Origin of the sequence: Candidatus Limnocylindrus sp. (assembly GCF_040397235.1) — a bacterium.
Lineage (GTDB): Bacteria > Chloroflexota > Limnocylindria > Limnocylindrales > Limnocylindraceae > Limnocylindrus.
In genome coordinates, this window is record NZ_JBBAWH010000001.1 from 201,796 (window position 1) to 216,329 (window position 14,534).

Here is a 14,534-nt window from a genome sequence, read left to right on the forward strand (position 1 = left end):
GTGTACGCTCGCGCGATGAGAGCTCGAAAAGTTACGTCTAAAAGGCGGGCTGGCCTCCAGGATCTAACCCCGCTCGTGCGGAGCGACGTGAACGTGCTGATCAGCGCGCAAGCAATTTCAACTTACGGCTCATTCATCACTAGAGCCGCCCTACCACTCCTCGCCATCATTGGCCTCGGCATCAACGCAGCCGAGGCGGCCGCCCTCGCCGCTGTGGACCTCATTGCGGGCGCGGTCGTCAGTCAGTTCGCGGGGGTGTGGATCGACCGACTCCCCCGTAAGCCCGTACTCATCGGCACCGACCTGCTGCGGGCCCTGCTGCTCGGCACGATTCCACTCGCCGCCGCCCTCTTCGATGGGGTAACTCTCCCCCACCTGATCGCAGTAAGCGCCCTCTGTGGCATGTGCGCAACCACCTTTGACATTGCCGAACGGAGCTACTTCGCCGGGCTCGTCAACTCTTCGGCGCTGCGTGCCGTTCTGGCTCGAACGTTGGGGATTCGTGGCGCAGCGGAGTTCTTCGGTTTTGGCTCTGCAGGGCTCCTCGTTGGCGCATTCGGTGGGCCTGCGGCAATTGGCATCGATGCTTTGACCTACATCGCTTCGGCGGTGCTGATCGGGTTCCTGCGTGTTGCGGAGCCGAAACTGCCGCCCGCATCTGCACGTGCCAGCTTCCGCCGCGAGCTCTCCGATGGCTTGAGGAAGACCTGGTCTGTTGCGATCATGCGACCAGTGCTCATCTCGACCTTTGTGATCGGTCTCTACTTTGGACTCTTCCGATCTTCGTACCTACTCTTTGTCACCAACGGGCTCGGTCTCGGACCAGAGGCGGTCGGGCTGGTGATCGCAACTGGCGGCATTGCCGCCTTCCTCGGCGGAGCGCTGACCGAGCGCATCTCCCGACTCCTTGGCGTTGGGCGCGCAATCTCCATCAGTCTGGGCATCGTGGGTTTCGGCCTGATCCTTGTGCCGCTCGCGCCAGGCGCAACGATCGTTGGGTTTGCCATGCTGGTTGGGCATCAGCTGCTGAGCGACGGTTTTGAGACGGTCTGGGAGGCGAATCAGGCTGCCATCCGCGGGCGAGTCCTACCCGCCGCCTTCCAGGGACGTGCGAACGCCGCGAATGATGGCGTCGGCATCCTCGGTCGGCTGTTGGGGATTATCGTTGGCGGCCTGATCGGTAGCTCTGTGGCCGGGAGTGGCGTTGCGCTCCTCGTTGGCGGCGGCGCCTCTCTAGCTGTCGGCCTTTTTGTCGCATCCTCGCGCCTCGGAAGGATCCAGACGATCTCGCAGATTCCGGCGTCAGGAGCCCGTAGGCGCGCCTAGCAACCCGTCAACGTACGCCTCTGCGGCGAACGGCACCAGATCAGTCGCGCGTTCGCCGGTGCCGATCCAGCGAATCGGTAGACCTAACTCGCGACGTACCGCCAGCGCTACCCCACCGCGCGCACCACTATCGAGCTTCGTAAGGACGATGCCGTCGATTCCCGCCGATGCGTCAAATCCACGCGCTTGGGCAAGCCCGTTCTGCCCCGCCGTGCCATCCAATACGAGCAGCACCTCAACGGTGCGGGTCGGGGCAACTTTCGTTACCACGCGTCGGATTTTCGCGAGCTCATCCATCAGGCCACTCCGCGTTTGCATGCGACCGGCGGTATCAATGATCACGGGAGCAAAATCACGCGCCGCGGCCAGGGTCAGCGCATCGTGAATGGCGGCTGCGGGATCACCACCTGGACGACCCTCGACCACCTCGACCCCTTCGCGCACGCCGAGCGCGCGTAACTGGTCGATCGCTGCGGCGCGGAATGTATCTGCAGCAACGAGGAGGGGTGAGAGTCCAGCGCCTTTCGCTCGAGCGGCGAGCTTCGCGGCGGTAGTCGTCTTCCCTACGCCGTTGACACCAACCAGCAGCACCACATCGGCCTCATCAGTCAGGTTCGCCGGGTCATCGCCGAGCAGGCTGAGCGCGGCGGCCCGCACTCGGGCACGCCCGCTGGCCCCATCGCCATCGCGCGCCGCTTGAATCAGCGCAGTCGTGGCTACGAGCCCAACGTCGCTGGCGAGGAGCGCCTCTTCGATCTCGCGCCAGTCAGGCTCTGGCGCAATGAATCGACGCAAGACGGCGGCAAGGGGGTTTGTGGCTGGGGTGATGGCCTCAGCCACACGCTTCTCATCGTCGGGTGAACTCTTTCGCCAGAAGGCGAGTTTCAACGCGCCGCCTCGCGCTCAGCGCGCGCCTGATCGGCGATGCGCTTCGCCTCATCCAGACGCAGCCCGAAGACGCGGCTTGCCGCATCTTCACCAACCGTCACACCCCAGAGGCAATCGGCCACTTCTACCGTGCCGCGATTATGTGTAATCACCACGACCTGGGTGCGCTCACTCAGCTCGCGAATCGCGTCACCAAATCGCGTCACATTCGCCTCGTCGAGCGCGGCATCAACCTCGTCAAGGACAACAAATGGGAGTGGTCGAACCGCCAGCATGCCGAGGAGGAGCGCCACGCCGGTAAGCGCGCGCTCGCCGCCCGAGAGGAGGGAGAGCTGCTGTCGACGCTTGAGTGGTGGGCGTGCATCGATTTCAACTCCGGGTCGGCGCGACTCGCCGTCATCAGCGAGGCGTAACTGCGCATCTCCACCGCCGAAGAGGAGCTGGAAGTTCGATGCGAACGTGGTCTGCAGTGCAGAGAACTGCTCCGCAAAGGTTGACTCAACGAGCAGATCAAGCTCCCTCATCAGCGTTGCCGCCTTCTCAATCGCACCATCAAGATCGCGCGTCTGGACCTCGAGCGATTCGAGTCGAGCGCGAAGCTCTTGGTGCTCCATCACAATGCTGGCGCCACCAGCCTCGAGCGGGCCGATCTTGCGTCGCAGGCGCTCCAGGGCGCGCAACTCCTCAGGGTCAGGCGCAGCGAGCGGTGTGGCCGTTGCCGAAGAGTGCCGACCCTCCCAGTAGAGAGCAAGGGCTGCCGCCTGCTGGCGTGCGAGCGACTCACGTGCAGCGGTGTCCCCTTCAGCGAGGACCTCGGCGTCATCGGCGGGAGCAGCGGTGCGCAGTGCAACCGGGATTCCGGCGGCCAAGCGAGCGTCTTCAGAGAGGCGGCGACCGAAGGCGGCAAGGTCTCCACTCAACTCTTCAATGAACCGCTCGCGCTCAAATTCAACCGCCTGTGCATCGCGTTCGAGCGGACGCAGCGCCTCATCGAGATGCTGCTCACGGGTGCGGAGGCCGCGCTTCGCCTCTTCATCTGTGGCGATCTCGCTCTCAATCTCAACCTGTAGGGCCGCCTTCGCCTGCACGCTCTCTTCACGCTGCGTTGCGGCGGCTCGGGCTGCTGTGGCGAGACCAGACTGTTCGGCGAGCTGGGCGCGAAGATTCGCGACGCGCGTCTCAAGTGCGCCGCGCTCCTCTGCGGCTCGAGTGATCCGAGCAGATGCACCGGCAACGGTGGCATCGCCACGTGCGCGCGCGAGCTCCCAGGTGCGCAGGGCGGCTCGATCTGTCTCAACAGCGGTGGCGAGATCAGCACGGCGGGCGGTCAGCTCTCCCACGCGGGCTCGCCACTGCGTCGTGGCGTCGGTGGCAATCGCCTGTTCAGGGGTGAGGGCGATCTCATTCAGTCGCGCCTGGGCGGCGGTGACGGCGGCGTCGAGCCTACGGATGCGCTCCGCGCGCTCAGATGTGCTGCGACGGACCGCATCACGTCGGCGCTCGGCCTCGGCGCGTGCCGATTCAGCGGCCCGGAGCGCTGCCCGTGTGCTCACCTCCGCGTCACGCCCCTGCGTGAGTCGTGTCTCTGCTGACGTGAGGGCGCCCGCCCCTACGGTGGCATCGCTGCGTAGGGCCGCCGCTGTGGCACGCAGCCGCTCCGTCGCTGCGGCGGCATGACTGATCTCTGAGTCAACAAGGGCATCGTCTGGCTCCGTCTCACGAATGACGACACCACCGTGGCGCACAACGGCGCCGGCGCGCGTCACGATCGTGCCGCCGAGCGGAAGGTCAGCGAGGGCGCTCAGCGCGGCCGCAACGCTTGGCGCAACGAAGACGCTGGCGAGGAGGCGTCCGAGCAGTCCATCGGGATCGCTAATGATCTCGCTGCTAAGGGATGGGAGCGTCGGGTGTGTCGTTGCACCAATCGCGTCAGCGCCATCAATAAGGAGTGCCCCCTGCTCGTCATCAAGCAGGCTCGCACCGCGCTGATCAACAACGAAGCCTCGTGCCAACGCACCAAGGGCGGCGAGAACCGCGGTGCGACCCTCCTCACGAAGTTCAACGCCCGCGAGCAGGCTTCGCCCACCGATCGCATGCGCCGCCTTTGATAGTGCGCGCTCCTGCAGGGCTGCTCGACGCGTTTCAAGCGCAGTGAGCCGGCCAGAGAGCGACGCCGCCTCGGCCTCTGCGGCGCGGGCGGCACGTTCACTCTCGCCAACTGTTGCTCGAGCGGCGGCGGCGCCTGACTCCGCTTCGGCGAGTTCCCGTGACGCGGCGGCGAGACGGGCCGCGGCATCGCTCGCGGCGGTTGCAGCGAGAATGAGCACGCTCTCAGCCGCGGCGGGATCTTCGCTGGCGCCATCTGCAGTAACGGCGGTGCGCTCCGCCCGGAGTCGCTCAAGGCGGGCGGTGAGATCTGCACGCTCCACTTCGCGTGAGCGCTGGGCGCGCGCGGCAGAGTCACTGCTCCCCTCTCCAGTGCCCTCGGTTAGGGCTTGAAGCTCGCGGCGCGCGGCAGAGAGGTCGGCATCAAGGATCTCGAGTGCGGCAACGGCCTCTGCGTCGACGGCAGGCGCCGCAGCGGCGCGCAGTGCCTCAACCGATGCGATCTCTGACTCAGCGACGGCAACCTCCGTCGCAATGCGCTCCACATCGCGCGACAGGGCGGAGGATTCAGCGTCAACGCGGGCGTGTGCCCGCTCAGCAGATTCACGGGCCTCGCGCGCCGCCTCAAGGGCGCGTCGAGCAACGTCGAGATCGGTGCGGGCAAGTCCAAGGCGCTCGCGGCGGCGATGGGCCTCTTCGTCGGCGTTACGGAGCTGTTCGCGAATGGACTGCAGCTCGCTGGTCACCGTTGAGAGCTGGCCGCCGATGCGCACTCGTCGCGAAGCGATCCAGGCGCCTCGTGCGGCTCCGAGCGCGGCGATGCGCTCTACCGCTTCGGTCAGCAGCTCTTCGCGGCCAGCCTCCTGCTTGGCAAGGGTGGCGAGGCGACGCTCTTGTGGTCGGAGGGTGCCGAGGATCTCTTCGACGCGGGCGCGATTATCGATCGCCTCCGTCATCTCGGTTTCCGCCCGTGCACGGCGTCGCTCATGGCGCGCGGTACCGGCGAACTCTTCGACGAGCGCGCGGCGCTCTTCAGCCTTGAGGCTCAGCGCCTGGTCAACAGCACCCTGGCCGATGAAGAGGAGGCCGTTCTCGGCGAGGCCCGCACCATCGAGCAGCTCGTTGAGATCGCGGAGGCGAATCTTCTCGCGATTGAGGAGGTACTCCTGGCCACCACCACGATCAGCGCGACGGGCGATCTCAATTTCGGTGAATGGCAGATCGAAGAGCCCATCCTCATTGGCGATGGAGAGCGATACCTCGGCGAGGCCGAGGGGGCGGCGCCTCTCTGATCCCGCGAAGATGACCTCTTCCACACGCTTCGAGCGAATGCCGCGACCAGCCTCGCCGAGCGCCCAGCGCAGGGCATCCACCACGTTCGACTTACCGCTTCCGTTTGGTCCAACGATGGCGGTGATCCCTGGGGTGAAGGCGATGGTCGTCTTGTCGGCGAAGGTCTTAAAACCGCTCAGTCGCACCTCGCGCAGTCGCAGGCGGCTCACTTTTCACCTCCGGCGGTGATGCCGAGCAGGTCGATGGCCGCCTCAGCGGCGGCGGCTTCAGCGGCACGGCGACTTGGCCCTGATCCGCGCGCTACTTCACTGCCGTCGACGCGCACGACACACTCATACGTGCGGTCGTGCTCGGGACCGGTGGTGGCGACAACGTCGTATCGTGGCAGGGAGCCGTTGCGCGCCTGTGTCCACTCCTGCAGCAGGGTCTTGATCCCCTTGCCGAGTGCGGCGCGAGGCGCGGCGAGCTCGGCGCCCATGTGCCCTTCAATGAATGTGATGGCGGCGGCGAAGCCGTGGCTCAGGTAGATCGCGCCGATGAGCGCTTCGAACGCCGCGGCGAGTGCCGCCGGTCGACGTGCGCCACCGCGCGACGCCTCGCCCTCGCCGAGCATCAGCACCTCGTCGATGCCGATGCGCAGCGCAACCTCGGCAAGTGCGGCGCGTGAGACAACAGCGGCGCGACGCTCAGAGAGGTCCCCCTCCTCGGCTGCGGCGTCGTCGGCATAGAGTCGGGCGGCAACGACGGCGCCGAGGATGGCATCGCCGAGAAACTCGAGGCGCTCATTGTCAGCACCGGCCCCAGCTTGGTGGCGGCGCGAAGGGTGTGTGAGGGCCAGCGCTACGAGCGCCTCGCCACCTGCCGGGATGCCGAGACGTTCATGCTGTGCTGAGGTCATCGAGAGTGGCGCCACTTCGAGCGTCATTGGGGGGAGTGGTGGCACGCCCCACTGGCTGCACCGCGCAAGGCTCGCGCCTCACACTGGCGGCCAAGGGGCCGCCCCATCTCAGCCCTTCTTCTCGACGATGGCGTTGACGGCGTCCTGGACGGTCTTGATCTTGCCAAGCTCTTCGTCAGCAATGGTCACGCCGAACTTCTCCTCGAGGCCCATCGCAAACTCAACAAGGTCGAGGGAGTCTGCATTGAGGTCTTCGATGAAGGCGGCCTCAGGCTTGACCTTCTCCTTCTCAACACCGAGCTGCTCAACGATGTAGGCCTGGAGCTCCTGGAAGATCTGATCCTTGTCGGTCATGAGTTACTCCCTCCGTCTATCTCCGCCGTGACGGCAACCTCGCGAAGCGCGGTGCCGAGTACGCCGTTGACCAGTTTGCGGGCCGGTTCGCCGCTATACGTGCGAGCGAGCGAGGTCCACGCAGCGATCGCCTCGGTCGGCGCCGCCGTGCGGGAGTGTATCACCTCCCCTAGGCCGCACCGCAGGAGGGAACGGTCAATCCGGGCCATTGTTGCAAGGGGGAAGGCGGTGGCGAGGCGCTCAATTGTGGCATCAATTTGCGGGCGGTTTGCCTCCACCACCTCGAGAAGCGGCCAGGACCAGAGGAGCGTCTCCTCAGGGACCTCTCCAGCCGCAACGCGCCGCTCCAGCACCATCAGCGCCGTGCGCATCCCGAAGTCCGACTCATAGAGGGCTGTGAGTGCATCGCGTCGACCCGCCGTATGGGCACGCGCCGCCGCATCCTTCGGCGCAGCCGGGGCTCGCCGGGTTGCCACCTTACGCCGGCCCGACGGGGAGACCGTCGGGGGCGGAGATGTTGCTCTCAGCGAGCGACGAGGCGATCTGCTCGGTGACTCGCTCGCGCACCGCTCGCGCCGCCGTCGCACAGGCGAAGTAGACCATGCGCGAACGGGCACGGCCATGTGTGATTGCCACGGTTCCCTGCACCCCCAAAAGAATCGCTGCGCCAATCCGCTCGTAGTCGAGCTGAGTGCGAATTCGCGCGATTGAACCGCGCATCAGCAGCGCGGCGATTGGGCCGAATGGGAGGCGACGAAACTCTGCACGGAACATGTCGGTGATGGTGCTCGTTACCCCTTCAACAAGTTTGATCGCAACATTGCCGAGCACCGCATCGCAGACCACCACATCGGCCTCATCGGCGGCAAGGTGGCGCCCCTCAACATTCCCCGTGAAGTTCAGCGACGACTGATCGAGGAGCTCGGTGGCGCGTTGGATGCGCGCATCGCCCTTCCCCTTCTCCTCGCCGATAGAGAGGAGTGCCACGCGTGGATTAGCAACGCCAAGGACGCGCTCCGAGAAGATCTGACCCATATGCGCGTACTGATACAGATTCTCTGGGGTTGAATCTGGGTTCGCTCCAACATCAAGCAGCAGCAGCGGCTTCTCGCGCAAGAGGAACTGCACGGCGATGGCCGGTCGAATCACTCCCTTAATGCGGCCGATGATCAGGACCCCTGCCGCCATCCCGGCGCCGGTGTGCCCAGCGGTGACGACCGCATCGGCGAGCTTGTCGCGTACAAGTGTTGCTGCAACGACCATCGATGCGTCTTTGCGTTCACGCACGGCGATCGCGGGGTTCTCTTCCATAGTGATCACACCTGGGCCGTGAACAATGGAAACATTCGACGGGAGATCGCCACCGGCGATGGTGCGAATGATCTGCTCATCACCGACGAGGGTCAGGTGGTCACTGGGATTCTCTTTGGCCCATCGCAGGCCGCCAGGAACAACTTCGGTGGGACCGTGGTCGCCACCCATCGCATCGAGGGCGAGGCGGACAGTGCCGCCCGACGCGCTCATTGCGAGTTAGGCGTCGGCGACGTCCGCGTCCGGCGCAGGTCGGCTGATGACCTCGCGGCCGCGATAGGTTCCGCACTCTAGGCAGGCATGATGCGCACGCTTGACGGCGTTGCACTGTGGGCAGCGATCCATAGTTGGAAGCGTCAAGGCATGGTGCGAACGTCGGTCACCCTGACGCGCGTGCGACTTCTTCCGCTTAGGTACGCCCATGTTTTTTGACCTCGCTCGTTGGCGCCCGACTGGGCGCGCCTTGGAGGGGAATCCTACCCGATCGGCGCGCCTTCGTCCCCTTCAGGGGGGAGGAGGGCCGCAAGGCCAGCCAAACGAGGGTCTAGCCCCCGCTCAGGACAGGCGCTGGCGGGGTGCTCCGCGCCGCAAAGTCCGCAGCGCTCTGGGCAGGGTGGCGTACAGAGCAGCACCAGGCGACGTGTGAGATCGAGCGCCTCCATGGCGAGGCGACCAACGTCGACGCTGTTCCCCTTGCCGATGAGGAGGGCCCCCTCCGTCGCGTGCCGGGACTCAAGGGCCTCCTCGTCGATTGGGGCGCTCAGCTGCGCTGCTGCGGGGGCGAGGCAGCGCCCACAGGCTCCCTCCTGGCTGCCGCGCACGGTTCCAACAATCCGCACGCCGCGATTCGTTCGGTCGATCCGAACCTGGACCGCAGCCTTGAAGTGCTCATCTCCGACTCGGTCCTCGGCCGTAAATGGATCCAGGGTGAAGGTGCCCCCCGCAGACTCGGCGAGAAGCGGTGAGAGATCAACGGGATAGAGGGGCGGCGCCAACGCCGCCGATTCGCTCTCCACCAGTTACGCCTTCGACGCTCGTCGTCGTGCGGCGGCGGTAAGGACGGGGACCACGGCGGCTGGCACGAGTCGGTCGAGTGGTCCGCCGTACCGCGCAACCTCGCGAACGAGCCGGCTTGAGGTTGAGGCGTGTTCAGGCGCCGTCATTAAGAAGGCGGTCTCAATCTCAGGGGCGAGCAGACGATTGGCGTGTGCCATACGCAGCTCGGCCTCAAAGTCGGAGCCGGCGCGGAGACCACGAATAATGAGGGTTGCCCCCGCTTCGGCAGCGACGCGGACGGCGAGGTTAGATGCGGAGAGGATCTGCACTCGTGCGCTCGCAGCGCCGAGCTCAGCGTCAATCACGCTCCGGAGAAGAGCGGTGCGCTCATCAAGCGTGAGGAGTGCCTCTTTGTCAGAGTTCGGCAGGATTGCAACGACGAGGCGATCAGCGATCGCAAGGCTGCGACGGATCAGGTCGATATGGCCAAACGTCACGGGATCGAAACTGCCCGGATAGAGCGCCACTCGTTCACTCATTGCCAACCTCCGCTCGCGTTGTCTCAGTGCGCTCCAGCAGATCTACGCAACTGTCGCCGTAGATCAGCGTCCGCACACATCGTAGTCCTTCAGGGAGCGCTAGGGGAAGGTTGGCCGGTCGCGTGCGCCCGGTGAGCGCAAGGAGCCCCTCGTCGGCGAGCGGGCCACCAGGGGCTGCACAGCGCGCCAGGACCCCCTCCGCCAGCGCGGCGTCGTCGTAGGGGGGATCGGCAACGATCAAATCGAAGGAGGCGCCTGGCGCATCAAGAGCCAGCAGCACATCGGCGCCCTGGAGTGTTGCCCGCTCCGTGAGCTTGAGCCTCGACAGATTCGCTTGAATGATAGCCACGGCATCGCGAGAGCGCTCAACAAAGAGCGCGTGAACGGCGCCGCGGCTCAGCGCCTCAATGCCGACCGCGCCACTCCCCGCGCAGAGATCAGCGAATCTTGCCCCAACGATCCGTGGCTCAAGCACCCCAAAGAGCGACTCGCGCACTCGATCGGTCATCGGACGGGTACCGGCTGGCGGCACGGCAATGCGTCGACCGCGATGGTCGCCCGCAATGATTCGGAGGGTTCCCCCCTGCGCGGTCATACTGGCGCGATCTCGGTAAGTGCCGCGCCGGTCACCCGACCAATCGGCCAGCCGCGTGCATACGACTGAACGAGGAGCGCCGCCTCGCCCTCTGCCTCGCCGCGCTGATCAAGCAGGCGCTCGGCCTCCATTCTCGCAACGAGGGCGAGGGCACGGTCCTCGGCGCGTGCCAGCGTTGCGATGCGCAACGGCGGGAGGCCACTCTGCGACGTCCCGAGGACACTCCCCTCCCCGCGCAGCGCGATGTCTTGCTCTGCGAGCAGGAACCCGTCACGGGTTGACTCAATCGCCTGAAGCCGCGCAGCGGCTACCTCGTCATCACTGTCGCTCACCAGAATGCACCACCCCTTATCACCACCGCGGCCGACACGACCGCGCAGCTGATGCAGCGTGGCCAAGCCAAAACGCTCCGCCTCGAGGATCACCATGACACTGGCGGCTGGCACATCAACGCCCACCTCAATCACCGTGGTGCCGACGAGCACGTCGGTTTCGCCAGCAACAAATGCCTGCATGGCGACGGTACGCTCAGCGGCGCGCTGTTGCCCGTGAACGACGCCAATACGGCGATGCGGCAGGCGCTCGCGCAGTAGTTCCGCCTGGGCCTCAACCCCCGTTGCGCTACCGGCGTCGAGATCGTCATCAAAGGTGGTCCCCTGCTCCGGCTCGCCGCCTGAGTCGGCATCGGCAATGCGTGGGACGACCACAAAGGTCTGTCGGCCAGCCTCTGCCTCCTCATCCACAAAGGTCCAGACACGCTCCAGATCGGCGCTAGTGCGAATCGCGGTGCGGATCGGCTGGCGCCCCGCGGGGAGCTCTCGCAGCTCCGAAGAGGCAACGTCGGCATAGAGGAGCTGCGCGATGGTGCGCGGGATCGGCGTTGCGGTCATCAGGAGCAGGTGTGGCTCACGTGATGCCTTGGAGAGGAGCTTCGCCCGCTCCTCCACACCGAAGCGGTGCTGCTCGTCAACGACGACGAGGCCGAGTGAGGCGAACTGCGTCCCCTCAGCGAAGAGGGCGTGCGTGCCGATGACCAGCGCTGCGCGGCCACCAGCAGCCGCTGTGCGCGCCGCTCGGCGTTCGGCGACAGGCGCTCCGCCCAACACCAGCGCCACCTCAATGCCGAGTGGGGCGAGGAGTCGCTTCGCCGTCGCAGCGTGCTGACGGGCCAACAGTTCCGTCGGTGCCAGGAGGGCGCTCTGATGCCCAGCGGCCGCCGTGGCGGCAGCGGCAACGAAGGCGACGGCGGTCTTGCCGGTGCCCACATCGCCCTGCAGGAGGCGCAGCATCGGCGACCCCGTCGCAAGGTCGGCAAGGATCTCGTCAATTGCACGCCGCTGATCACCCGTCCACGGTGTCTTGCTTTTTGAGGTGGCTCCGCCGATACCGCCCAAGATTGCGGACTCGATCGTGGCTCGTTCCGCTTTGGTTGGCTTAATGCTGAATGCACCACCACCGGCGCGCCGCCGACTGCGATGCACGAGCGCGATCTGCACCGCGAGCAGCTCATCAAAGGCGAGGCGGCGGAGTGCCGTATCTCGAAGGTCAAACTCCTCTGGCCAGTGCAGCGCCTCAATTGCCTGCGCGAGCGGCAGGAGCCCGTTACGTGACAGCACCCCCTCTGGCAGCGGATCAACAAGGTCGGCGCCGAACTGGTCCAGGAGTGCCCGTACCGCCCGACGCAGGCTCAGCGCCGTTACGCCACGGGTCAGCCGGTAGATGGGAACAATGCGGCCGGCGCTGACTTGGTCTCCCCCGCCAACCGGACTGAACTCTGGCGCTTCAAGTTGCTTCGTCCAGCCCATCGCCTTCACGCGCCCGGTGGCGACAATCGTCGTCCCAACCGTCAGTCGTCGCTCAATGAACCGCCGCCCGTACCAGATCGCATCGACCGCCCCTGAGTCGTCGACGAGCGTCGCGATCGTGCGTTGCACACCACGACGCCAGGTCTTCTCTACTCGCAGGTCCGTCACGCGCGCTGAGATCGTGACGCTAGTTCCTCCAGCAAGATCCGCGATCGGCGTGATCTCGCGGCGATCTTCATAGCGGCGTGGCAGGTAGGTCAGCAGGTCGGCAACGGTGGTGACACCAAGTTTCGCTAGGCCTCGAAGAAGACTCGAACCACCAGGGAGGGCGAGCCCTTTCAGTGGGAGTTCGCCCGGATCAACGGTCACTCCAAGCTCACGAGCACCCGTTCGATTGGCTGGCCGCCGCGCTGAAGGTCAACCTCAACCCCAGCGATAGCGCCACGCACCGCGCTCACAAATTCGGTAGCCTGCTCGTCTGAGACGTCGGCACCAACGTAGAGGGTGATTAGATCTGCCGACTGCCCTGCGAGCGCCGCAACGATGGACTCAACGTCGCTGCTCCCTGTTGCGATGATCCCGTCAACTGGGTCGAGCGCCATGATCTGTCCGGCCTTGACCGATACGCCACGAACAACGGCGTCGCGCACCGCCGCAACGACGCGGAAGGTGCGCGCAGCGGCACGAGCCGCCTCCATGCGCGGGACGAGCTCCTCAAGCGAGAGGGATGGATCCCACGAGAGGAGCGCGGCAATTCCTTCGGCGGCATTGCGGGTCGGAATGACCACGACATTCGCTGCTGAGAGGTCGGCTGCTTGGCGTGCCGCCAACACGATGTTGCTGTTGTTCGGTAGAACGACAACGAACTCGGTGCCGGCATGGGCGATCGCCGACGCGATCTCCGCCGCAGAGGGATTCTCTGTCTGGCCGCCGTGAACGATCTGCGATGCGCCAGCCGAGCGCAAGATATCGCCGAGACCTGCTCCGGCGGCGACGGCAACGATGGAGGTTCCACGGCCGAGCGACGCGGCTGCAGGGCGTCGGTAGGCGGTAAGCGGACCATCGGCCAACTGATTGAACGCCGCATGCCCAGTCGCCCGTTCGGCGCTCTGCTGGTCGAGGTTCTCAATCGTAACGGCGCGAACATCGCCGAGGCTGATCCCATACGCCAAGACCTCATCCGGTCGAAGGTTGTGCACGTGCACCTTGCAGGTCACCTCGTCGCCTGCAACCAACACGCTCTCCCCGATCGTCTCCAGGTGCGCGCGAATCGCGGCGAGGTCCAGCGGTGTAGTTGGCGAGCTCAGGATGAAGACGGTCTCGTAGCCGAACTCTGTTGGAGCGGCATCGACTGGCGCGACTGGCGTTGCAGCGGTGGCGGGTTTAGAAGATGCGAGTGTGGAACTCCGACGCTCCGCCTCGACGGTACCCCGTGACGGAGCAACCGAGGGCACATTGGCGATCCCTTCAAGGATGAGTTGCAGCCCTGCGCCGCCAGAGTCGACGACGCCAGCTTCGCGGAGGACGGCCAGCAGGGTCGGTGTCTTCTCTACCGAGATGCGAGCGGCGGCGGCGATGTGCTCGAGGAATGGGCGCAGCTCTGATGCCCCCTCCGACTCCTTCATCGCTGCAGCGGCGACCTCACGTGCCACGGTGAGGATCGTCCCCTCTGTGGGTGTTGCCACCGCCGAGTAGGCGTGCAGCACGCCGAGTGAGAGCGACTGCGCGATCTCGGTTGCCCGGGCGCGCTGGCGGCCACGGACCGCCTGCGGGAGTCCACGGAGGATCTGCGAGAGGAGGACGCCGGAGTTGCCGCGCGCACCAAGGAGGGCGCCACGTGCCACCGCTGCACTCACCTCGTCGATCGCCGTCACCCCGGTCGCGAGCGAGGCGTCGCCTTCAGCGATGGCGGCCTTCAGGGTTGCCAGCATGTTGGTCCCCGTGTCGCCATCGGGTACAGGGAAGACGTTGAGGGCATTGACCTCCTCGACGCGGCTCTCCAGGCGGTCGAGGCCGGATCGGAGGGCGGCCATCAACTCAACGCCGTCCCAGCTCTTGCGGCTCATCTCAGGGTGACCCCTGCCGCCGCTTGGATCTGCTCAGTACGACTCATGCGGGCTCCCTCCCTTGGCCGAGCCTGGGCAAGGCTTCGGACGTACCTGCTACGATACGGCACGTACGACGGGCGTGTCCCACTGGGAGCCCGACCACGTAAGGAGATTAGACATGGCTCGCTTCTGCACCCTCTGCGGCAAGGATTCGATCGCGGGCTTCAACCCCCAGTCGGTCGGGATGAACCGCGTTCGGGCTCACCGCCGCTTCCGCGCCAACCTGCAGCCAACGGTGATTGCCGTTGGAACGACCACGAAGCGCGTCCTGGTCTGCACCCGCTGCCGTCGCACGGCCAGCAAGGGCGCCTAAGC

The 14,534-nt window shown here is 65.8% G+C and carries 14 protein-coding genes; 2 read left to right on the plus strand and 12 right to left on the minus strand.

What is annotated here, in order from left to right; translation table 11 throughout:
- Positions 1–15: 15 nt before the first annotated feature.
- Positions 16–1,326 (plus strand): MFS transporter, encoded by a 1,311-nt coding sequence (locus AC3LB0_RS01050; RefSeq protein WP_488649322.1) that lies wholly within the window; start codon positions 16–18, stop codon positions 1,324–1,326.
- On the opposite strand, the gene ftsY is transcribed toward AC3LB0_RS01050, so the two are convergent.
- The 12 genes from ftsY to AC3LB0_RS01110 form a co-directional block, all read right to left on the minus strand.
- Positions 1,303–2,214 (minus strand): signal recognition particle-docking protein FtsY, encoded by a 912-nt coding sequence (ftsY, locus tag AC3LB0_RS01055; RefSeq protein ID WP_488649323.1) that lies wholly within the window; start codon positions 2,212–2,214, stop codon positions 1,303–1,305. The two genes, AC3LB0_RS01050 and ftsY, sit on opposite strands and share 24 nt — an antisense overlap.
- Positions 2,211–5,822 (minus strand): chromosome segregation protein SMC, encoded by a 3,612-nt coding sequence (gene smc, locus AC3LB0_RS01060; RefSeq protein ID WP_488649324.1) that lies wholly within the window; start codon positions 5,820–5,822, stop codon positions 2,211–2,213. The genes ftsY and smc overlap by 4 nt, the downstream gene beginning before the upstream one ends.
- On the minus strand, positions 5,819–6,556 hold the full coding sequence (gene rnc, locus AC3LB0_RS01065) for a ribonuclease III (protein WP_488649325.1): 738 nt from the start codon (positions 6,554–6,556) through the stop codon (positions 5,819–5,821). The genes smc and rnc overlap by 4 nt, the downstream gene beginning before the upstream one ends.
- 63 nt (positions 6,557–6,619) lie before the next feature.
- On the minus strand, positions 6,620–6,865 hold the full coding sequence (gene acpP / locus AC3LB0_RS01070; RefSeq protein ID WP_488649326.1) for an acyl carrier protein: 246 nt from the start codon (positions 6,863–6,865) through the stop codon (positions 6,620–6,622).
- Complete coding sequence (locus AC3LB0_RS01075; RefSeq protein ID WP_488649327.1) at positions 6,862–7,341, minus strand: transcription antitermination protein NusB; 480 nt, start codon at positions 7,339–7,341, stop codon at positions 6,862–6,864. Before AC3LB0_RS01075 ends, acpP begins: the two co-directional genes overlap by 4 nt.
- Before the next feature lies 1 nt (position 7,342).
- Positions 7,343–8,389 carry a phosphate acyltransferase PlsX gene (plsX, locus tag AC3LB0_RS01080; protein ID WP_488649328.1) on the minus strand — a complete coding sequence of 349 codons (1,047 nt, stop codon included), beginning with the start codon at positions 8,387–8,389 and terminating at the stop codon, positions 7,343–7,345.
- A gap of 6 nt (positions 8,390–8,395) precedes the next feature.
- On the minus strand, positions 8,396–8,599 hold the full coding sequence (gene rpmF / locus AC3LB0_RS01085) for a 50S ribosomal protein L32 (RefSeq protein WP_488649329.1): 204 nt from the start codon (positions 8,597–8,599) through the stop codon (positions 8,396–8,398).
- Positions 8,600–8,652: 53 nt separating this feature from the next.
- The gene (locus AC3LB0_RS01090; protein ID WP_488649330.1) at positions 8,653–9,192 is read right to left on the minus strand and encodes a YceD family protein; all 540 of its coding nucleotides are present in this window, start codon (positions 9,190–9,192) and stop codon (positions 8,653–8,655) included.
- 3 nt (positions 9,193–9,195) lie between these two features.
- Positions 9,196–9,711, minus strand: coding sequence for a pantetheine-phosphate adenylyltransferase (gene coaD / locus AC3LB0_RS01095; RefSeq protein ID WP_488649331.1), 516 nt, complete (start codon positions 9,709–9,711; stop codon positions 9,196–9,198).
- Positions 9,704–10,306, minus strand: coding sequence for a 16S rRNA (guanine(966)-N(2))-methyltransferase RsmD (gene rsmD, locus AC3LB0_RS01100; RefSeq protein WP_488649332.1), 603 nt, complete (start codon positions 10,304–10,306; stop codon positions 9,704–9,706). The genes coaD and rsmD overlap by 8 nt, the downstream gene beginning before the upstream one ends.
- Positions 10,303–12,480 (minus strand): ATP-dependent DNA helicase RecG, encoded by a 2,178-nt coding sequence (locus AC3LB0_RS01105; protein ID WP_488649333.1) that lies wholly within the window; start codon positions 12,478–12,480, stop codon positions 10,303–10,305. Before AC3LB0_RS01105 ends, rsmD begins: the two co-directional genes overlap by 4 nt.
- Complete coding sequence (locus AC3LB0_RS01110; protein WP_488649334.1) at positions 12,477–14,177, minus strand: DAK2 domain-containing protein; 1,701 nt, start codon at positions 14,175–14,177, stop codon at positions 12,477–12,479. The genes AC3LB0_RS01105 and AC3LB0_RS01110 overlap by 4 nt, the downstream gene beginning before the upstream one ends.
- Before the next feature lie 160 nt (positions 14,178–14,337).
- Between AC3LB0_RS01110 and AC3LB0_RS01115 the strand changes: the two genes are divergently transcribed.
- Complete coding sequence (locus AC3LB0_RS01115) at positions 14,338–14,532, plus strand: L28 family ribosomal protein (RefSeq protein WP_445844463.1); 195 nt, start codon at positions 14,338–14,340, stop codon at positions 14,530–14,532.
- Positions 14,533–14,534: the final 2 nt, after the last annotated feature.